Here is a 22362-nt window from a genome sequence, read left to right on the forward strand (position 1 = left end):
GGAAGTTCCAAGGTCGTCGGTTCGATGGGAAATCGGGTTCACATCAAGATTGCGGATCGTGGATGGATCCTTGAAAAGTGCGCAAGCGAGATCGCCAAAAGATCGAAGAGCGTTACTTACGGCACGAATGCAGACCCCACTGCCGACATTCAGTACTACATCAATTACTCGTCCTACCGTGCCCGTGTCAGCCCTGTCGAGGTGGCATTCTTTACCCACTCAGAATGGGATCAAAGTGCGCGCGATAGCTACTTTTCGACGGCAGGCAAGGTCGAGCACTGCGTCTGTATGGCCGAGCGCTATGTGCAGGAGTTGAAGGAGGCGGGCCTTCAGTCCGTTTCCATGATCAGGCCTGGCGTCGATCTGGATGTTTTCAAGCCGAAGGTGCGCATCGGTGTGATCGGCCGCACCTATCATACGGGGCGTAAGGGCGAAGCTCTCGTTGCTCAGGTCATGAATGTTCCTGGGATCGAATGGCGGTTCACGGGATCGGGATGGCCCGGTCGCCCAATGCATGTCGCCGACGAAGCCTTGCCGGAATTCTACAACGACCTGGATTACGTTCTTGTGCCGTCACTCTACGAAGGCGGTCCCATGAGCGTTCTCGAGGGCTTGGCGTGTGGGGTGCCGATCATCGCGTCGGATGTCGGATGGGTAAGCGAGTTTCCGCATATACCCTTTGAAAACGGCAATGCTCAATCGCTCCGGCAGGTGCTCGAAGGCCTTGTCGCGCAGCGCCAGCAGCTGCGCGAAAGCGTACTTCAAACGACTTGGGACAATTGGGCGTTGAAGCATCTCGAGCTATTTGAGGAGCTCGCGGGTAAGTACGATCTCAGCACAGTCCCCGCTGCCGGAAAATGGCGGGCGAAAAGCACCGAGAGGGAACACTTTACCATTGTCTCGCACGGAAACGAGAGGCAATTGCGTGGCGGGCCTACTTCCCGCATCGCTAACATCGTGCAATCTGCTGCCGATGTTGGCGTCGATATAGATGTCGTGCCGTCGCTGGAAATCGGTTCCATTCAGTCGGACTCATTGATCCATGTCTTCAATTCCTGGCCGCTCTCATCGGCCATCGAGGAGTTGGACAAGGCATCGAGAAGTAGCGCAAAGATCGTCTATTCGCCGATCGCCCTCAATCTCAGCTACCAGCCTTATTGGGCGAGCGCACTCGGCGAGATCATGCACGGTGTGAGCGACCCCGAGCATCTTGAAGCCGGCATAAATGCCATTCGGAACCTCACCCCGGTTTTCAATCCAGAGGCAGGGAGCCCGCCTCCTGAAGGAGTCGCCGGGCATTTCCTGGCATTGCGCCAGAGCGTAGGGTTGGCAGATCACGTCGTCTATTTGAGTGACTACGAACGCGGATTCCTGCATTCCATCGGTGCCGTACCAGCCTCGTCCTCCGTCATCCGTAATGGCGTCGATGCGCAGGCCATGGCCGCCGGCGATGCAGAGATGTTCAAGAGGCAATATGGTCTGTCGGACTTCGTTCTGATGGTCGGGCGGATCGAGACCCGTAAAAATCAAGCACTGGCTGCATATGCTCTGAAAGATCTTCAGGTTCCGCTCGTCTGCATCGGCCATGTGGGAGACGAGGGATACCTCGAGCTTCTGAAAAAATGGGCCGGCCCTAATTTCATCCACATCGACCGGATCGAGAACCGGCAAATGCTGGCCAGCGCGTTCAAGGCGGCGTCTTGCTTTGTTCTGAACAGCTGGTCCGAAGGCGCGCCTCTCGCGGCACTCGAAGCGGCAGCCGCAGGAACACCGCTCATTCTCTCCAACATGGCATCCGAGGAGGAATATTTCGGATCCTTCGCGCGCTATGTTCATCCTTGTGATCTCGACGGCCTCCGCAAGGCGGTGCGCGACCTGATCGAGAATCCGGAGAGCGGGGACCTGCGGCGCAAGCGTTCGCAAATGGCGCTGGAAAATTACGACATCTCGCGTCACACGCAGGAAACACTTGCGCTCTACAAGCAGCTGACAAGCGGAAACATCGAGGATAGGAGGTCCAAAGCCAAGTCGAAGGCGTGCAACTTCGTCGTGCTCGACACTGCGCAGCAGGTTACGCAGGGCCGCAGTTTCATCGGCAAGGCCGGCATGGAACGGAGCCTCATTACCGCAATCGCGAAAATGGCTCCCGATATGCGATCGTTTATCTGGAGTGATGCTCATCGCAGGTTCGTCTCGGCAACAATCAAAGAAGCTACCGATCTCACGGAAGCACATCACGTGACAGGCTATGGAAGTGTCCAGGGCGGCAAGGAAATTCATCGCCTCTCGAAAGTGCAGGTGATGATTCCTCCGAAACCCGGTGAGATCACCCTCAAACGCTTTCTCGTTTCCGCATTCAAGCAGACGCTCGCCGCTCTTCCGCGTCGGGTGAATGTGCATGCAAAGACCCTGCTCAGGAAGGTCCGTCCGACCTTCGACCTGCACCTGCCTCCCATGTATCGGGTGGGGGCGCTCGCTAAGGCTGCCGTGAAGCCTCAAGTCTACGTGTCGCCGGTCTTCGATACGGTCTATGCCTTTGGCGATGAGGGGCCCACCTATGGTCAGCGTATTCTCATGCTCGGACAGCCCTGGCTGACGAATGACAAGATGCTGAACAATCTCTGCGATCTGGTTCGTTCCGCTCACCTGAGATTGTGGGCGCATATTCCGGACATCGCATACGTGACGGATCCCGAGGCCTTCGATCAGGACACGCAGAAGGCCTTTCGAAAGAGGCTGATCAAGCTTCTATCCGTAACGGATACCGCCGTCGTGACTTCTAGCCAAGTCGAGGCGGAGATCAGACAGTTCATCGCGCTCAACGGACTGCAGGCGCGAACGAAACGCATCACTCTCGGCGTCAGCGACGAGATGCGGACAGTTGAGCCGAGGCGTCCGAAGTATGCCCTTCCTGAGCGGTTCGTCATCTACGTTTCAGCAGCCAGCAACAGGAAGCGTCAGGATTTCATCCGTAACGTCTGGAAGGAGCTGCGCGGGGACAGGTCGAGCGGGTTTGCCGATGTCGGCTTGATCCTCGTCGATGGCGAGCGATCCGATGCCGGGTCCTCTCAGGTTTCAGCTTTCCGGCCGGACGCAGCGCAAGACAATGTTTTTGTTTACGACAAAGCTTCGGCTGCTGAGTTGGCTTGGCTTTACGGGAACTGCCTCTTTACGATTTACCCAGCCACGAATGAGGGCTGGGGCCTGCCTCCGATCGAGAGCCTTTTCTTCGGCAAGCCCTGCATCGTCTCAAGCACTCTCCCGAGTGCCGTCGAGACTCTCTCCCCAGCGCTCCTCAGGGTTGAACCCGACGATTATTTCGGTTGGCTCGAGGCCATGAAATCTCTGCTTTCGAGCGAGGGAATGCGCGACGCGCTCTACCAGCAGGCTCGCGCCTATGCTCCGCCGAATTGGGATGATGCGGCGACAATCCTACTGTCACCGGATACTTAAGGCGGCGACAGCCTCGTTATGCTTCCGTGAGAAGTTCGTCAGGGGCGCCGAAGGCCGCGATGCGCCCGTGCTCCAGGTGAAGCACTTTCGTGCAGACCGATTTGAGCAGCGCATAATTGTGGGACGCGATCACCATTGTGCTGGCGCTGTTCACCAGCGACGTCATGCGCGCCTGAGCCTTGTGCTGGAAGTCGACGTCGCCTGCACCAATCCATTCGTCCAGTAGAAGAATGTCGGGTGAGACCGCCGTCGCGATGGAGAAGGCCAAACGGGCCGCCATGCCTTGAGAATAGCTTTTGAATGGCATGTCGATGAACTGACCGAGTTCGCTGAACTCGATGATGGAGTCCATCTTCTCCTCGATCAGATCGGGGCTCCATCCGTTGATGAGGCCGCGAAGAATGATGTTTCTGCGGCCTGTCGCTTCCGGACGGAATCCAAGCGAAATGTTGAAAAGAGCATCGATGCGTCCATTGACCTCGACGCAGCCGCTCGTCGGCGGATAGATCCCCGCGAGGACCATGAGGAGAGTTGACTTGCCGGCGCCGTTGGTGCCGATCAATCCTAGGCGGTCGCCCTTTTCAAGGGAGAAGCTCACGTTGTCGAGCGAGCGGACGACCTGGTCGTTACGACTGAGGATGAAATCGCCGCCGACCTTGCTCTCCAGCGGCTTGAGCGCGCCCTTCCGGCGGAAGCCCGGAATGAGGCGGCGCTTCGCGGTTGCGCGGTACTCAAGCGTCAGATTTTTAACGGATACCGTGGGCTGCATCGCTGTCATATCAGATCCAGAAAACGATCTTCCGGCGCGTGTAGGTGAACACCACGAGGGCTGCAGCCCAGAAGACGCCGGTCATGAGAATGCAAGCCAACCATGCATTCCAAGGAATGAAACCGTCGACAATGGGAATGCGGAAAATCTCGATGTAGTAGGTGAAGGGATTGAGCTTCGCGACGGCATAGCGGTGAGACTCCGGTACGGCGACCCACATGACCGGCGTCAGGAAGAACACGGCCCGCATCACGTTCTCGATGATCTGCTGCACGTCTCGGGTGAAGGCGCCCAGAGACCCCAGGAGCAGTTGGACGGGAACGGCCGTGATGATGAACCAGATGATTGCGGGGATCGCGCCAAGCGCAGCCCAGCTATGAGGGTATCCGTACCACACGAGCACGAAGAGGGCGGCAAGCGCTGAAAACGCAGAGAGGATGAGTGCCCGGGCCGTCACCTGGAAACAGAAGATCGACAAGGGCAGCTTGCTGCCTTTGATGAAGCGCTCGTTCTGCCCAAAGACGGTCGGGGCCTGATTGATGATCAGGTTGATGAAGTTCCAGATCAGCAAGCCCGTGACCAGATGAACGACGTAACCATCGGTCGGTCCTTGCCCATCGAGCCCGAAAACCAGGATGATGGCGAGAGCGAAAAGCAGGAATGAGAAGGCATTCCAAAGAATGCCGATGCTCGTATGGCGATAGGCGTCCAGAATATCTTCCGTCGCGAAAGCCAGCCACAAATGATACCGGCGCGCGCCATCCCAGATGTCCTCGAGGGCATCTTTCAGAAGGTCGGGGAAACCGTCAGGTTTTGAAGCGTCCATGGTAATATTGGCGGGCATGTCTTTCGGCCTTGAGGCCCTAATTGTCCGAGGGCTATAGGAGATTTGCCGCTGAGGGACAACCTTGGAATGATTGAAGCGATTGCCCTGGGAGCGGTTGTCCCGTGAAACTAGGGGAGGCGTGAGGTGGAAAAGGCGGGGCCGCTCGCCAGTTCGAACCAGCCGCGCTCCCTTTGTCGTTCGAGCAGGAGCTCCGCCGTTCGACGGGACATATCCTTTAAACGATCCGGCTGATCCAGCACCAGCTCGAGGCTGCGGCGAAAAGCATCGGCGCTTGCGTCCTCTGCGACGAGCCCGGCGGTTCCGAAGCCGATCTGCTCGGGCAGGGCTCCCATCGGCATGACGATGCTGGGCAGGGCCCAGGAAAGGGCCTCGGAGATCACGCCCGACTGGCTGGCTTCCGTGTAGGGGCACAGCAGAAGGTCATGCTCCGCATAGAGTTCGTCCGATCGCTGATCGCTGATCCAGCCGAATTCCAGATTCACCTGCGGCCAGCCCGCGAACAGCTCCCTGACCTTCCCTTCGAGAGGGCCCGCGCCCGCAATGGTCAGGCGCCAGTCGGGCCGTGTCTTCAGGGGTGTCAGAACCTCCGCGAGGCGGTCCAGGCCCTTGTAAAAAATCAGGCGGCCGAAAAAGAGCAGCTTGATCGGCTCATCGGCGTTGCGATCCGGCAGGCTCATGCGCTTGGTCGGATAGATCACCTCCAAAGGCACAACCGAGATCTTTCCGGCGGCGGAAGGGATGCGCTCAGCCACGCGCTTGGCGACGCTTCTGGAGAGAGCAACGACCCTATCTGCTCCCTTGATGAGCAGATCCTGGGTGATGCGCTGCCAGGTGGCCGCGTAATCTCCAGGGTGGGGCGCGGCATCGTGAGCCGTGTAAGCCACCTTCAGGCCACGCCTTTGCAGCATGCCCATGAAAGGCCAGGCGAAGGGCGAGTTCATCGTCATGATGACCGCCTTGGGCTTCAGCGCGGCCAGGCGGTCCGCGTGCTCCCGCAGCATCCGGGGCAATGACCAGGCTTTCTGGACAAGGTCGGACAGGTGAGGGCGGTCGATGAACACGATCGGCAGGCCTGTCGCCTTGAAGGCTTCCAGGTCGTGATTGCCGCGAAACAACGAGAAAACCACGTCGCAAGGCTGCTCGCCGGTGCTCAGATGTTGAGCCAGAAGCAGGGTTGCGAGCGAGCCGCCGCCGCGTCGCCCCCAGTAATGGAGCACGACCCGGGGGCGGACGGATGCGGAGCCGGTGACGCCGTTATTCTGCATGTTGCCTGATACCGGTGGGAAGGCCGAGGCCCGCCTGCAATTGTTCGAGCGAGAAGATACGCCTGGCGGCTTCGACGGAGGCTGCGCCGCGGCGAGAAACCTCCTCGTGGTTCCGGGCCGCGTCCTTCATCGCATCAACGGCGGCCGTCATGTCGGGCTCAGCCCACTGAGCTCCTTCGAGCTCGTAGCGGCCCGTGGAATCGATCACCGGGACCAGGGTGGCCGGAACGGGCCAGCCGGTTTCGGGCGAGATGAACTCCGCCGTGGCCGACCAGTCGGTCGAAATCACGGGAATGCCGCGCAACATGGCTTCCGCAGGCAGAAGCCCGAAGCCTTCGGAGCGATGGAGCGACACGAAGACGTCGAGGCCGCGCCACCATTCCTCCATGCGCTTAAGGGGAAAGTCCCCGTTCAGGATCTCGACCGGCGGGCCATCCGTGGCGGCCAGGGACTGAAGCTCGGCAAACATGGCGGGATCGGCGCCGACATCCCTGAGCTTGATGGAGAGACTGACGGCATCGCCAGGTCCGAAAGCCCGGCGGAAGGCCTGCAGCACCGCCAGCGGGTTCTTGCGGGCCGAGGTGGAGCCGAGGTCCATCGCGGCGCCGAAGCGGAGCGTGCCGCTCTTGCCTCTCAGGGCCTGGGGAGCCTGCACGATGCCGATGGGATAGCGGATCAGCCGGACGGGAAGGTCCATGCGCCGCTCGAAGGTCTCGGTGCAGAAACGGCTCGGGCCCGCGAGGGCGTGCACGAGACGGGATTGTTCGATCCAGCTCTCGGGCAGAACCTCCAGGTCCCACACCCAGCAGCCGATCCTGAGCTTGTCGGCCAGCATCGAGCGGCCGATCAGGGTGAGCGCGTGCGCCACATTGGGGGGCTGCACCGCCAGAAGCAGGGTGCCGGGGCCCGTCGGGGGCGGCGGCAGTTCGGGAAGGGGGATCATGCTCTTTTGAGCAAGATCCTTCGAGAGGTCGATGGCGCTTACACGGTACCCCCCGGCAATGAGGCCGAACAGGATCTGCCGCGCGGCCTCGCCGAGGCCGGTCGGGGCGCTCAAGGCCCCTGCGACAATAAACGGCTCCGCCGGCTCCCGAGGGGTTTTTCCGGTCCAGGCAGCCTTGGGACTCACCGCATTCGTGGCCTTTTCATAGAAACGCCTGCGTGCCTGCGCCGGGAAAAGGCGCCAGATGCGGTGCAATGTGGGGAGCAGGCTAACCATGATAGATACTTGCAATAACCCTGCAGTCCGAGTTGACGTAGAGAGGGCTGGTGTTTACGACGCGCCAGAAGGAAAGAGAAGGGCAGAATATGAGCGAGGGCAGCACCAAAATCCTACCTGTCGTCATGTGCGGCGGCTCCGGCACCCGCCTTTGGCCGGCATCTCGCGACAGCATGCCGAAGCAGTTCATCGACCTGCTCGGTGACCATTCTACCTTCCAGACCGCGGTTCAGCGCGTGACCGCGCCGCATGTCTTCCAGCGCCCGACCATCGTTTCCAGCAACGACGTCCGCTTCATTGTGGCCGAGCAGCTGGCGCAGATCGGAGCCGAGGCCGACATCATCCTCGAGCCGATCCAGCGCGATTCCGCTGCTGCGATTGCCGTCGCGGCCTGCCATGCCGCCCGTCACGACCCCGAGACGATCGTGCTCGTCATCGCCGCCGATCACGTGATCGACGACCCGGCGGCTTTCGTCGCGTCGTGCGAGGATGCCATCGAGCCTGCTCGTCAGGGGCACATCATGACCCTGGGCGTGGTGCCGCAATACCCGGCGACCAGCTACGGCTACATTCAGACCGGCAAGGCGATCAAGAACACCGATGCGTTCCGCGTCGACCGTTTCGTCGAGAAGCCGAATGCGGAAACGGCACAGAGCTATATCGATCAGGGCTTTCTCTGGAACAGCGGCAACTTCCTGTTCCGCGCCGACGTGATGATCGAGGAGCTGGAGCGCTTCCAGCCCGAGATCCTGGCCGCCGCACGGGACGCTCTCGAGAACGCAGCCATCGATCTCGACTTCATCCGCCTCGACGAGGAATCCTTCAAGAAGGCTCCGAAGATTTCCATCGACTATGCCGTCATGGAGCGCACCGAGCGCACGGGCGTGCTGCCCGTGTCGTTCCATTGGTCCGATATCGGCTCCTGGGGCGCCCTGTGGGATGCCTCGCCGCGCGATGAGGACGGCAATTCGCTTCGCGGCAACGTGGAAGTGGTGGAAGCCCGCAACAGCCTCATCCACAGCGACGAGATCCTGACCACGGTAGTCGGGCTCGACGATATCGTCGTGGTGGCCAAGCCCGATGCGGTGCTCGTGACCTCGCGCAGCCGTTCCGAGCTGGTGAAGGACCTCGTGGTCGCCATGCGTGCCAAGCAGCGTCCCGAGGCCAGCGAGCATCACCGCATGTACCGCCCCTGGGGCTGGTATCAGCGCATCGACCACGGCACCCGCTTCCAGGTGAAGCGCATCATGGTGAAGCCGGGCGGACGCCTCTCGCTGCAGAAGCATCATCACCGCGCCGAGCATTGGGTGGTGGTGAAGGGCACCGCCGAGGTGACCGTGAACGAGAACGTGAGCCTCATTCACGAGAACGAGTCGATCTACATCCCGATCGGGTCGATGCACCGCCTCGTCAATCCGGGCCGCATCCCGCTCGAAGTGATCGAGGTTCAGGTGGGCAGCTACACCGGCGAGGACGACATCATCCGCGTCGAGGACATCTACGGCCGCTGAGGCCCATCGTTCCAGGTATACGAGAAAGCTCCGGCCCGACCAGGCCGGAGCTTTTTCTTTGAGCGTCGTGAATTTCAGGAATTGGCCGGCGGATCGACGGCAATCTCCATGGCGAAGTCGCGGCTCTCTCCCGGCTGGATCGTCACGATGCCCGGCTTGTCCTTGAACTCGCCCTCGAACCCGACCGGATCGGCATAGCCCTGCCAGGGCTCGATGCAGACATAGCCCGCTCCTGGCTTCGTCCAGATGCCGAGATGCGGCATGTCGGGGAACGACACCGTGACGGAGCGACGGCCCGGAACGCCGTAGCGCACCATGCGGCTATCGAGTTTGCTCCACACCAGCGCCCCGTCCTGAAACAGATCGTCATGGAGGGGCAGGCGATTGCCTTGCACGGGCGTCTGGCGGGAGGCCTCGCCGATCAGCCCATCCGATAATGCGTGCAGGGATGCCGCCTCCGCCTTCTCGAAACGGATTTCGTGAGCGTCCCGCTCGCCGCCATAGGGCAGGGGCCAGCGCAGGGCCGGGTGGAAGCCGAAGGAGACAGGCATGGCACGATCCCCCAGATTGAAGACCGATGCCGTGAAGACCAGCCGGGCGCCATTGAGATGGTAGGTCACGTCCAGCCTGAAATCGAAGGGATATTGCTCCTGGGTGGCATCGCTCGAGCCGAGGCGCAGGCGGCAGGCCTCGGCGCCGGCATCGACGATCTCGAACAGCGAGGCGCGCGCAAACCCATGCTGCTTCATGGAATGGGACCGGCCATCGATGAGCGTCCTGTCGTCGCGCAGGCGCCCGACCACGGGAAAGAGCAGGGGGGAACGTCCCGTCCAGAACGCCGGATCGCCGTTCCAGAGAAGCTCCCTTCCTGCCTCGTCGCATAAGGCCGTCAGCTCCGCTCCCTGAGTGGAGATCTGGGCCTTGAGGTGGGAGTTGGACAGCGTAATCGTCATCGGCGGTTCCTTACGATGCGGGTTCCAAAACTTCGCCATTGCTGCCCAACCCGAGGCAGGGACCGATGGGCTGGGTTTGTTTAACGCCTCTTCGACATGAGACAAGTTGCGGTGAGGAAAGAGCAGTCTCCGTTCTCAGCTTATTTTGTGACCGATTGACGGGTCTGAAGGGAGGGGGCGACGACTTGCGCGCAAAGATGCCCACCTTCTTGCTGGGTGGGATCATATTCTTGGAAAAGGCCTAGGCACAAGGAAAGCTGACCGCCCCATCAGGCTCATGCCGCGCCCGAAATTCTAGGATTTTTACCGAAAACAAATCCGATGGTTTAAAATCATAAATTGCAAATAACATGACTGATGCAACCTATGGCAACAATGCTTGGCATTGCCCATTTGCAACAATGCAGCGTGAGCTTGCGCAAACATCCGTCCTTTGGCCGCGATTCCCTAACGATACGGCGGGATTCGGAAAAATCCGCTCTCAATCCTTGCAAACTTTAACCTGCCGAGCTTAGCGGACTCGTTTTTGGTGCTTGCATTACAATGTAACGTTACGGATAATAGAGTTACATAGGTATAATTTTTTCTGCGGAGCAGTCTCATGGTCGCGCCTTCCATCTGGACCCCGAAATTCGATTTTCTTACCGGGGGAGCACAGACCCGAGGCAATAGCCTGTACAAGATGGTGACGCTGACCAACGGCACCATTCTGGCGGTATGGTGGGCAGACGGTACCACTACGCTGATGGGAATGATCCTCAACGCCGATGGTTCGCCTCGGTCGACATCGGCTTTCACCCTGGGCACGACCATCAACATGGGTACAGGCGGTGATCTTGAGATCGCGACCACAAAGGATGGCGGCTTTGTGCTCCTGGGCAATGCCGGTATTAACAAGCTGGCAAGGAAGTTTTCCTCCACGGGCAGCTACCAATGGGACATCTACGCGGTTCACGATACTCCCGGCAGCTCGGGTGCCGGCTATTCGTCCCTCAACGGCGGCGATGTCACGATGCTCGCGGATGGCAGTCTCGTCTTCTATTCTGCCGGTGTTCAATACATTTATGATGCGCATGGGCTGACGTACGTGACCGCGACTGCGGTAACCCGTTCCGGCTTTGGCGTGAAAGATGCCGCCGTTTTTGGGATTGGTACGGATAGATACGTCACCGTTCTTCACGAAACGGCAATCACCAATGGAGCCCCGCAACTTCGACTCGTCTACCGGACGAAAGAAGGCAAGGCGGCCGGCGTTTCCGACACCGCCATCATCATCACCGACATCGCCAGTTCCGGCCTGCATTCGGCGACGATGCTGTCCAACGGGCAATTGCTCGTGACCTGGTACAATAAAACCGGCCAGATCGTCGCGCAGCGTTACGATTTCAATGGAACCGCCATTGGCGGGCAGATGACGCTTGCAACGCCGGGCAGCATGGGTTCCGTCCTGGAGGTGATCGAAGGCGCCAGCGGCCAGTTCATCCTGAAATGGTTCGACAATTCCTCCGGCGGCGGCAAGATGGTTACGTTCAGTGCCACCGGCGAAATTATGGCGGAGGGGACTGCCACAACTTTCGACTTGCTTTTCTCCTCGCTCGGGGGAGGCCGTTATGTGACCAGCGGCGGTGGCAGCGGCGGTTACATCGCCGTCCAGATCTACGATTCCAACGTCACGGGCGTCGATATACCCGCGACCTCAAATCCTTACCATCAGTATGCCCAGCATGTGGGGTCGGTAAATAACGACAGCATCGATGGTGGTGATGCAGACGACACCATCTATGGCGGCAAGGGCAACGACACCCTTAAGGGTGGCGAAGGCCACGACATTCTTTACGCGGGCAAGGACGACCTCTCCACCAACAAAAACCTCATGATCGGTGGTGCTGGCTACGACACGCATGTTGGCGGTGCCGGCAGGGACACCGTATCCTACGAGGATTACAGGCCGTCGTCGGGGACCGAGGGCCTCAGGATCGACAATCGGAGCCGCGACGGGTTTAACAGCACCGGCCATGCTACCGGCGACTCCTACGAGAACGTCGAAATCCTTGTGGCAACGGACTACGACGACCTGATTTACAATCAGGATACGAGAAGCTGGGGCTATTACTTCGACTCGATTTTTGCCGGCGCGGGCCGTGATACGATCTATGGGGCCTCGGCTGCAGGTGCCCCCAGCTCCACCCTCAACGGCGGATCGGGCAACGACTACATCGTCAGCTTCGGAGCTTCTGACCACCTCATCGGTGAGGCCGGCAGCGACACCATGATCGGCGGAGCCGGTGCCGACACCTTCGAGGGCGGCAGTGACGGCGGCATCGACGTTGTCGATTATACCGGCAGCGCGGCCATCAAGGTTTACATGGCGCCGACGGGTGCGCAGTCGAATAGCGGCGGTGCCGCCGGCGACGTTCTGATCGGCATCGAACACATCATCGGAACGAGCGGCGACGACGAGATCGGCGGCGACGGCAATGCCAACACGCTCAATGGCGGTGCGGGCAACGATACGCTGATCGGTGGCGCCGGCGACGACACTTACTACATCGACAGCACCGCTGACGCCATCAACGAAACCTCCGGCAAGGACACCGTCTATATCATGGGGACGGGCTGGGGCGCCGAAGGGACCGGCGGCTATGTGCTTGCGACAGGCCGAAACGATCTCGAAGTCTTCATCCTCGATGAGAGCGCGGGACGGCGCAACCTCACCGGTAACAGCTTTAGTCAAATGCTGGTCGGCAACGTCCATGCCAACATCATCGACGCCGGCGGCGGCAACGATACGATCGATGGCGGCGGCGTCGACGATCCGAGCGTAATCGATACGCTGCAGGGCGGATCCGGTAACGACACCTATCACATTCGCAGCAGCAGGGACATCGTCCAAGAGGCCGCCGACACCAGTGGTGGCGCCGACGAAGCCTTTGTCTACAGCGCTGCTTTCACCCTGGGCGACAACCAGGGACTGGAAGTCATTCGTGTTGCCAGCACCAGCAATTATGCCGATGCCGGTGTTGGCGCCCACATCAAGGGCAACAACCTCGCCAACACGATCTATGGCGCTGCCGGTGACGATACCCTCGAAGCCGGTTCGCCATCCGCATCCGGCATCGATTCCTTGATCGGCGGTGCTGGTAACGACACCTACGTCATCAGCGATGCGACGAAGGTCAGCATCAAAGAGGACACCGGTGGCGGCAGCGACACCATCGAGATCGTCAACTCCTCCCAGACCACATTCCGCATGGATGATCTGGGTGCAGCGAACGTCGAAAACCTCACTGCAGGCGTCGGCACTGGCAATGTGCATCTGGTCGGCAACAGCGGCGCCAACATCATCACCGGTAACGGCAACGCCAATACCCTCGACGGCGGCGGTGGTCTCGATACGCTCCGCGGCGGGCGCGGTGACGATACGTACTACATCTACGATAACAATATTCAGGTTGATGAAAGCGCTTCGGCGAACGGCGATGGTGTGGATACCGTCTTCCTGATGGGCTCGGCCTTCGGCTCGTCCATCAAGAGCCATACAATGGCTTTCGGTATCGATAGGCTCGATGCGAGCAAGACCACAGGCGCCATCGATCTGACCGGTAACGACCTCAGCAACCGGATCGTCGGCAACGCCTCGGCCAACGTCTTCAAGGGCGGCTCCAGCGGCTCGGATACGTTCCATGGCGGCAGGGGCGCCGACACCTATTATGTCGATGCCGACGATCATATCGAGGGTGAGTCAGTCACCGACAGCACGATCGACATTGCCTATGTGAAGAATGCTTTCACGCTGGAAGGCGGCGTCTCGGTCGAGAAGCTGCATGCCGATAGCAGCGCGACAAGCGTTGTCATTAAGGGCAACGATCTTGCGGCTGAATTCGTCGGCACCGGCGGCGCGGACGTGTTCTGGAGCGGCACGAACAACTTCGACTTGAGACTCGTTGGCGACACTCTCGATGGTGGTGGCGGCAGCGACGTCTACTTTGTGAATAACCGGGAGGATATCGTCAGGGACTCCGCAGGCGACCTGGATATCGTCTACCTTCAGTCGACTTCGACTGATCCGACAACTGTCTTCAAGTACAGGCTCGCCGACATCAATCCCGACGGGTCGACTGTCGAAATTGAAAATATTCTGGTCGACGGCGCTGGCGACAAGCACAGCTACCACATCATCGGCAACATCGCGGCCCAGACGATCAGTGGCAGCTCCTTCGACGATACGCTGGAGGATGGCGCGGGCTCGGCGGCGGACCTACTCAAGGGCGGCCTGGGTAGAGATACCTATAGAGTCTACAATTCCAATACGCAGATCGAAGATCTTACCGGCAGGAACTGGGTTCACGCTCGGGACCATTATGATCTAGGCACGCAGGCGGCCGATTCCGACATCGAGCTGCTGCGGGCTGAGGTTGTTGAAGGCGGAACGACCGATTTCAAGCTGACCGGAAACCGTGGCGACAACAGCATCGCCGGCGGCATCGGCAATGACACCCTTGACGGTGGCGATGGGGGCACGGATACCCTGATCGGCGATAAGGGCGACGATCTCTTTATCGTGCGCAATGCCGCCACGACGACCATGCGCGAGTTCGAAGATAGCGGTCGCGACACGGTCCGTATTCAGGATGCGAGTCTGAGGAGCTACAAGCTTCTTGATAACTTCGAGGATCTTGAGGCAGGCGCCGGAACGGGTTCCATCAACCTCACCGGCAACGATGTCGCCAACAAGATCACCGGCAACAACCGCGCAAACATCCTGGATGGCGGCGCCGGCAACGATACCCTCGACGGCGGCGGCAGCACGGGTGCGGCCGACATTCTCAAGGGCGGCACGGGCAACGATCTCTATCGGATCCGCTCGTCGTCCGACGTGATCGTCGAAGGCACGATGGCTACCGATGGCGATCACGATATTGCTGAAGTCTATGGCGCTTTCTATCGCCTTGCCGACGATGTTGGTATCGAGCACTTGAAGGCTAAGGACTATCCCGGGAGTGACGGCAAGAATCCAGATGCGAACTACGATGGTGAGGATGACGGCAGCTGGATGATCGGCAACAACCTGGCCGGTACGCTGGAAGGCGGCAATTATGCCGATACGCTCGATAGCGGTAAGGGGCACGATTCCGTCGGCCACACCCTCATCGGCGGCAAAGGCAATGACGTCTACGTCATTCGCAGCATCCATGATCGTGTCGTGGAGGCGAAAGACGACACTACTTCTACGAGAGACAAGGCCTACGTCTTCACCGAGACCTTCGATGGCGATGCGGATGCGCGAGACGCATGGATCGCAGAGCATCTGCAGAACGTTGAAGAAATCATCATCGACGATGAGTACTTCAACACGCCGCCGGACGCTCCGCGCGTCGTCAGCGTTATTGCTTCGATCGATGAAGGTATTCTACTTCCCAAATTTATGCCTGTGGCTCAGGTCTATTCCGGTGACGCTGATGGCGATACGGTCCTCTATGAACTTGGGAACGGCTACGGCAGATTTGTAATCGATAGCAACACCGGCGTGATCACGATGAGTGCTGCCGCCGATTATGAGAACACGGCCTCCGGCTGGGTTGAACAGCTCGAAGATGGCGTCGTGAAGCGCTTCTACGAGCTGATGGTCTATGCGAGCGACGGCAAGAAGAAATCGCCTGCGGGCGTCGTGCGCGTCTACATCAATGACGTGAAGGATGCGCCGACCGCTCCGCTGGTGAGGACCATTCCGCAGACTGTGGATGAGAACGCAACGAAGGACGGTATCACCACCGTCTTCTCGTATGACGACGAAAGCGTCTCGTCGATCAGGTATGAGCTGGATACCAATCCTGGTGGGCATTTCCGTATCAATGCGACGTCGGGCAGGATCGACGTCATTTCGGGCATCGACTACGAAAACGATCCGAACCTCGTCAAAGAGGAGCAGCCGGACGGCACCTGGAAGAAATATATCATCGTCAAGGTTAAGGCCACGGACGGCACCCATACGTCGGCCGCTGCCGAGGTGAAGGTCTACATCAACGACGTGGATGAGGCTCCGACTGCACCGACCGTGAGCGGTACGCTCAGTGTCGACGAGAACAGCGAAGGCCTCATCGAGGTCGGCCAGGCGCTTGCCCTCGATCCGGAGGAGAAGGAACTCACCTATACCCTGTCGCAGACCTTCAGCGGCAAGCTTTCCATCGATCCGAAGACTGGCAAGATCTACGTCAACGGTCCCATCAACTTCGAGGGAGACACGGATCTCATCCTGGCTACCGATGGCAGCGGGAAGAAGTACTTCGAGGTCTCCGTGACCGTCACCGACGGCAGGCATACGGTGACGTCCGCCGCGCCGATCAAGATCTTCGTCAACGATTTGAACGAAGCTCCTGCGGCTCCGACCGTGAGCGGCGCTCTCACTGTTGATGAAAACAAGAGTGGCCTGATCGAGGTCGGCCAGGCGGCTGCCCTCGATCCGGAGAGGAACGAACTCACCTTCGGCCTGTCGAAGACTTTTGACGGCAAGCTTTCCATCGATCCGAAGACAGGCAAGATCTACGTCAACGGCCCCATTGATTTCGAGAAGGACGGCGACCTCACGCTGCATGAAGATGGCAGCGGCAGGAAGTACTTCGAGGTCTTTGTGACCGTCTCCGACGGCGAGTTCACGACGACGTCTGCTGATCCGATCAGGATCTTCATCAACGACGTGAACGAGGCTCCGGACGCGCCTGACGTCATTCTCGAGGGCGCTGTCTTCGAAAATGCCGAAGGCAGCCATGTGGTCGGCAGGGTCGGCGGCTCCATCGATCCGGAAGGAGACGCGTTCGATTACGTTCTCCTGAACAACTTCGGTGCAGGCAGCGGTCTGTTCACGATCGACCCGGCGACCGGCGAGATCACGATCAACGGCCCGGTCGACTACGAGTCCACGACCATTGGCCTGACGACGGGCAGGGACGAGGCTGGCAAGGAGGTCAAGTACTTCCAGCTCCGCGTCGCTGCCCGCGACAACAAGGGCCACACATCCGGCGAGCAGACCGTCAAGGTCTACATCAAGGACGTGAAGGGCGCTCCCGTGAAGCCCTATCTCGAAGGGGCTGTGCTGGCAGTGGACGAAAACACCGCCGGTTCGAGAGTCGTCGCCAAGGTGAAGTCCTATGACGACGAGGGAGACGCCTTCAGGTACCTCCTGGCGTACAATTATGGCGGCAAGTTCGCGATCAATAGCGACGGCGAGATCACGCTCATCGGGCCGATCAACTACGAAGACGACCCGGATCTGGTTGATGTCTTTGACGACGACGGCAACTTCCTTGGCAAGGCATTCGAGCTGACTGTCTTCGCTCAGGAGAGAAAGGCCGGCGGCTCGATGTCCGAGTCGACGCTGGTTCGCGTCTTCATCAACAACCTGGAAGGCTCGCCGCACGACATCAAGCTGAACGACAAGAAGGCAGTTACGGTCGCTGAAGACACGACTGGAGGCACGATTGTCGTCGGTGTGTTGAGCGCATCCGATAAGGAAGGCGCTGCGATCTCCGGCTACACCATCACCGGCGGAAATGTTGACGGCATCTTCTCAATCGTCGACGTGGGCGGCGGTGTCTTCGAGATCCACGCTACGGGTCTCGATTATGAGAAGCTCGCCAGCAAGACGATCTCTCTGAAGATACAGGCGACTGCCGGCGGCGTTCTGTCGCCGGAAGAGACGATCACCATCACTGTGACCGATGCGAACGATGCGCCGGTCCTCTCGGCCGATCCGCTCGTTCTGACTATCAATGAGCGGGCTAAGGCCGGCGACGTTGTGGCAAGCTTCGGTGTGCGCGATGTCGATGTGGGCGAGGATTTCGTCTACGAGATTTCCGGCCTGCCGGCTGATCTCGTGGGCGCCTTCGAGGTCAAGGCTTCGACAGGCCAGATCATCGTGAAGGATCCGAGCAAGCTTGCCGTGGATCTCGCGGGCCGCACCTTCACCCTCACCCTGACGGTCAAGGACAAGGGTGGCCGTGCGGACGCTGGTTCCATCAGCAAGTCTCTGGACTTCGTCATCACCATCAATGACGAGACAGTTGGCAACACGGCTCCGCATATGATCCGGTTGAACGGCGCAACTGAGGTCCACATCCCCGAGAATACAACGGTGATCGGTGTCCTGACGGCGAGAGACGATGAGGGTAACCGTATCGGCGGCTACACCATCACTGCGGGCAATGAGGACGGCATCTTCGAGGTCTTCGAGAATAAGGGGACCGGCCAGTTCGAGATCCGCGTCAAAACAGGAAAGGAACTCGATTACGAGGCGCTTCCCGCTGATCGGAAGGCTTATGTCCTGACGATCAAGGCGACGGATTCGCTGGGTGCGACGAGCGAGACAGGGCAGACGATCACGATCAATGTCGATCCGGTCGATGAAGCCCCGAGCGCTCCGGTATATGCCGACGCGCCGGTCGTGGAAGAGAACACCATCACCAACGATGTGCTGGTACAGCTCAATGCCTTCGATCCGGAGGGTTCACCCTTCGTCCAGTTCAGCTGGGCCGACGGCGGAAACCCGACCGGGTTGTTTGCGATCAACCATGCAGGCCAGATCACGCTCGCACCCGGCAAGACCCTCGACTATGAGACCCCTGGCCTCAACACCGACAAGGAAGGCAACCGGTTCTACATCGTTAAAGTCATCGCTTTTGATCCGGCCGGTAATACCTCTGTCGCCAAGGAGGTGAAGATCTATGTCACGGATAAGAACGATGCTCCCGTGCTTCGCTCTGCCGCGACTTCGGTCACCATCAGCGAGACCTTCAGGAACGGCGACGTCGTAGCCACCTTCGACGTCGATGACGTGGATCCGGGCGCAGGCTTCGTCTACGAGATCTCGGAACTGCTTTCGGATTTGCCCGAGGACCTGAGAGGAGCATTCGAAGTCCGGGCCGGTACCAAGCAGATCATCGTGAAGGATTACGAGAAGCTGGCGGTGGGCCTTGCCGGCCGCAACTTCACCTTGAAACTGATCGTGAGGGACAAGAACGGCGGCGAAGGCTCTCTGAGTGCCGAGTTGATCTTCAATGTGAAGATCAATGACGAGACTGTCGGCAACACGGCTCCGCATTCGATCGAGCTCAACAAGGCGACCGAGGTCTCGGTTGACGAGAACACGACAACGATCGGTGTTCTGAGCGCGAAAGACGATCAGGGCAACAGCATCGCGGGCTATCGCATTGTCGATGGTACCGACGCCGATATCTTCGAGGTGTTCGACGCAGGCGGCGGTCGTTTCGAGATCCGTGTCAAGGAAGACAGGGAGCTCGATTACGAGGCGATTGCCGGCACCAAGGCTTATGTCCTGAAGATCGTTGCAATCGACTCGCTCGGTGCGACCACCGGCGTGCCTGAAACGATCACGATCAATGTCAATCCCGTGGACGAAGCTCCGACCGATCCGACCTACGTTCAGGTCGAGAGCGCTGCGGAGAATACCTGGCACGACAGAGTCCTGGTCCGCATGGAAGGGGCGGACGATCCGGAAGGCTTGGGCGTCCGCTATGCCTTCGCGCCTGACGGCAATCTGACTGGCTTGTTCGAGATCAATGATCTCGGCGAGATCAGGCTGGCGGCTGGCCGCACGTTGAACTTCGAAGCTGCAGGCCTCGGTGAGGACCTGGACGGCAAGTTCTATATCGTGAAGGTTGTCGCGCTCGACGCGGCGAACAATCCGTCGAAGACGATCGACGTGAAGGTTTACGTTACGGATGTGAACGAAGCGCCTGAGCTGAGCTCCAGAGCAACTTCCGTGACGATCCTCGAGTCGGTGAGAAACGATGACGTGGTGGCGAGCTTCGATGTCTTCGATATCGATGAGGACGAAGAGTTCGTCTATGAGATCTCGGAGCATCCGGATGATCTGCCTGCAGATCTGATCGGTGCCTTCGCGGTCGATCCCCGCACCAAGCAGATCATCGTGAAGGATTACACCAAGCTGGCGGTTGGAGCCGCGGGCCGCACCTTCACGCTGAAGCTGATCGTCAAGGACAAGAACGGCAATCCTGCCGGCCACCTGACCGACGATCTCGTCTTCACGATCACGATCGACGACGTGCCGACGACCAATACGCCGTCGGTGATCACGGTCGGGGAGGCTGGCGACGGCAAACTCAACGGCGAAGGCGCGCCGGACGAAGTCGGCAAGATCGTGGTTCGCAGGGACCTGGCTGCCGGTGTTGTCGCCGTAGTCACTGCAACCGACGTCGATCTGCCTGGTGGTACGAAGATCCGCTACGAGCTGGCTGACGACCTGGACGATCTGTTCCACATCGACCCTGAGACGGGCCTGATCCGGATCGTCGACGTCAGCAAGCTGGATCCCGCGACGAAGGACTACGTCCTGCTCGTGAAGGTCTGGGATGGCTTTGAGTTCACCACGCAGGAAGTCACGATCCGCGTGACTGCGATCGCTTCGGATCCGGCCAATACACCGCCGGTCATCAGGGGGATCGCCGAGGCAGGTGACGGCAAACTCGACGGCACCGGCGCTCCCGAAGAAGTCGGCAAGATCGTGGTCCGCATGGATCTCGCGGAAGGCGCGGTCGCCAAGGTTACGGCGGATGACAATGAGGGTGATCCGCTTACCTACACGCTGGGCAACTACTACGGAGGCCTGTTCGATATCACCGCCGATGGCACGATCATCGTCAAGGATATGAGCAAGCTGCCGGCCGACAGCACGGATTACGAGCTGGAGGTGCGCGTCTTCGACGGTCGCCACTACACCACCGAGACGGTCAGGATCCGGATCTCCAAGGTGGACGTGGCTGGGGGCAACGAGGCCGCGGTGATCCGTGGGATCACCGAAGCCGGCGACGGCAAGCTCAACGGCGAAGGCACGCCGGACGAAGTCGGCAAGATCGTGGTCCGGATGGAACTCGCAAAAGGCGTGATCGCCAAGGTCATCGCTGACGACAAGGAGAACGATCCGCTCACGTACACGCTCGGCGACTATTTCAATGGCCTGTTCGATATCACCAGCGATGGCACGATCATCGTCAAGGATGTGAGCAAGCTGCCGGCCGACAGCACGAACTACGAGCTGGAGGTGCGTGTTCACGACGGCCATCAGTACACGACCCAGAAGGTAACAGTGCGTATCGCCAAGGCCGATGTGCCTGCCGGCAACACGGCGGCGGAGATCGAAAAGATCGACGGCGCCGAGGACGGACACCTGGTCGTTGACGCCGCGTCGGAGCATTTCGGCAAGATCCTGGTGGACAGGGATGTTGCTCATGGTGTGGTGGCACAGGTCGTCGCTTCTGATGACGACGTGGGCGATACGCTCACCTACTCGCTGGGCGAAGAATATAAGGATATCTTCGCTATCGACGAGTTCGGCACGATCCGGATCATCGACGTCAGTAAGCTCAAGGCCGGTGCCTTCGACTACAAGCTCGAAGTGCGTGTCTTCGATGGACACCAGTACACCACGCGAGACGTGACGATCCGGGTGGACGATATCGATATCCCCAACCGTGCTCCGACGGATGTTCGGTGGGTTTCGGGCACTGCTTCGGTTCGCGAGGGCACGAGCAACGACATCGTCGTGGCCGCGCTGACCGCCACCGACCTGGACGGCGATCCGCTGCGCTTCGAGCTGAAGGACAATGCCGGCGGCCGGTTCAAGCTGGTGCAGGAAGATGGCCGCTGGGTGATCAAGGTCGCCAACAGCATCGCCATCGACTACGAGCAGCTGAGCAGCTCGGCGAAGTACTACACCATCCAGGTGCAGGCCTTCGAGGACAAGGCGGACGGCGAGGCCTCGGCGATCACGACGCTGCGCATCAACGCACGCGACCTCTCCATCGAGTTCGTGGAAGAGGCCGACACCTCGGACAAGATCTATGGTGGCGGCTTCAACGACAACCTGAATGGCGGCAAGGGCGACGACACCCTGCGCGGCGGTGAAGGCAACGACAACCTGTGGGGCGGGGAAGACAACGACGTCTTCCAGTTCCAGTATGCGCCGGATGCGACGACCAACCGGGACAGCATCAAGGACTTCCGGGCGAGCACGACGGGGGGCGAGAACGACATGATCTGGCTGAACCGCCAGTTCGGGTTCAGCGGCTTCAAGACGACGGAGAACAACAAGGTTCTGGACGCTGCGGCGTTTGTGCTGGGCACGGTGGCGACGGAGGCGCGGGCGCAGATCCTGTACGACAAGTCGAACGGGCGTCTGTACTACGACCAGGACGGCACGGGCTCGCGCGAGAAGGTGTGGTTTGCGACGATCGAGAACTACATGGGCTCGCGGGCGGATCTGACCGCGGCGAATTTCTGGATTTATTCCGGAACGTAAGAAACTGGCAGGGC

At 59.7% G+C, this 22362-nt stretch carries 8 protein-coding genes; 3 read left to right on the forward strand and 5 right to left on the reverse strand.

All coding sequences use genetic code 11. The features are described from left to right. Positions 1–24 precede the first annotated feature (24 nt). Positions 25–3453: a glycosyltransferase gene (locus MHY87_RS06005; RefSeq protein WP_239350368.1), complete on the forward strand. Its 3429-nt coding sequence runs from the start codon at positions 25–27 to the stop codon at positions 3451–3453. A 16-nt stretch (positions 3454–3469) separates the two neighbouring features. Here MHY87_RS06005 and MHY87_RS06010 read toward each other — a convergent pair whose 3' ends face one another. From MHY87_RS06010 to MHY87_RS06025, 4 genes are all read right to left on the reverse strand, one after another. Then, positions 3470–4231: an ABC transporter ATP-binding protein gene (locus MHY87_RS06010; protein WP_239350369.1), complete on the reverse strand. Its 762-nt coding sequence runs from the start codon at positions 4229–4231 to the stop codon at positions 3470–3472. 1 nt (position 4232) lies between these two features. Then, positions 4233–5066, reverse strand: a complete 834-nt coding sequence (locus MHY87_RS06015; RefSeq protein ID WP_239350370.1) for an ABC transporter permease — start codon at positions 5064–5066, stop codon at positions 4233–4235. Positions 5067–5176: 110 nt separating this feature from the next. Continuing rightward, a complete protein-coding gene (locus MHY87_RS06020; protein ID WP_239350371.1) occupies positions 5177–6334 on the reverse strand; it encodes a glycosyltransferase family 4 protein in 1158 nt (385 codons plus the stop codon). Continuing rightward, positions 6324–7553, reverse strand: coding sequence for a glycosyltransferase family 4 protein (locus MHY87_RS06025; protein WP_239350372.1), 1230 nt, complete (start codon positions 7551–7553; stop codon positions 6324–6326). The genes MHY87_RS06020 and MHY87_RS06025 overlap by 11 nt, the downstream gene beginning before the upstream one ends. Before the next feature lie 89 nt (positions 7554–7642). On the opposite strand from MHY87_RS06025, the gene MHY87_RS06030 reads away from it, so the two are divergent. After that, complete coding sequence (locus tag MHY87_RS06030) at positions 7643–9064, forward strand: mannose-1-phosphate guanylyltransferase/mannose-6-phosphate isomerase (protein ID WP_239350373.1); 1422 nt, start codon at positions 7643–7645, stop codon at positions 9062–9064. Positions 9065–9138: 74 nt separating this feature from the next. Here the strand turns inward: MHY87_RS06030 and MHY87_RS06035 are convergent, their stop codons facing one another. Further along, on the reverse strand, positions 9139–10017 hold the full coding sequence (locus MHY87_RS06035) for an aldose 1-epimerase family protein (RefSeq protein ID WP_239350374.1): 879 nt from the start codon (positions 10015–10017) through the stop codon (positions 9139–9141). Between the two features lie 601 nt (positions 10018–10618). On the opposite strand from MHY87_RS06035, the gene MHY87_RS18845 reads away from it, so the two are divergent. Then, positions 10619–22348, forward strand: coding sequence for a cadherin domain-containing protein (locus MHY87_RS18845; RefSeq protein ID WP_304611113.1), 11730 nt, complete (start codon positions 10619–10621; stop codon positions 22346–22348). Positions 22349–22362 lie beyond the last annotated feature (14 nt).

The organism is Microvirga sp. ACRRW, from assembly GCF_022346925.1.
In the GTDB taxonomy this organism is placed as follows: Bacteria; Pseudomonadota; Alphaproteobacteria; order Rhizobiales; family Beijerinckiaceae; genus Microvirga.

What these genes read in the sequence shown, in the direction of transcription:
- MHY87_RS06005 (WP_239350368.1), top strand. Translation starts at nt 25, where the DNA reads ATGGGAAATCGGGTTCACATCAAGATTGCGGATCGTGGATGGATCCTT.
- MHY87_RS06010 (WP_239350369.1), bottom strand. Translation starts at nt 4,231, where the DNA reads ATGACAGCGATGCAGCCCACGGTATCCGTTAAAAATCTGACGCTTGAG.
- MHY87_RS06015 (WP_239350370.1), bottom strand. Translation starts at nt 5,066, where the DNA reads ATGCCCGCCAATATTACCATGGACGCTTCAAAACCTGACGGTTTCCCC.
- MHY87_RS06020 (WP_239350371.1), bottom strand. Translation starts at nt 6,334, where the DNA reads ATGCAGAATAACGGCGTCACCGGCTCCGCATCCGTCCGCCCCCGGGTC.
- MHY87_RS06025 (WP_239350372.1), bottom strand. Translation starts at nt 7,553, where the DNA reads ATGGTTAGCCTGCTCCCCACATTGCACCGCATCTGGCGCCTTTTCCCG.
- MHY87_RS06030 (WP_239350373.1), top strand. Translation starts at nt 7,643, where the DNA reads ATGAGCGAGGGCAGCACCAAAATCCTACCTGTCGTCATGTGCGGCGGC.
- MHY87_RS06035 (WP_239350374.1), bottom strand. Translation starts at nt 10,017, where the DNA reads ATGACGATTACGCTGTCCAACTCCCACCTCAAGGCCCAGATCTCCACT.
- MHY87_RS18845 (WP_304611113.1), top strand. Translation starts at nt 10,619, where the DNA reads ATGGTCGCGCCTTCCATCTGGACCCCGAAATTCGATTTTCTTACCGGG.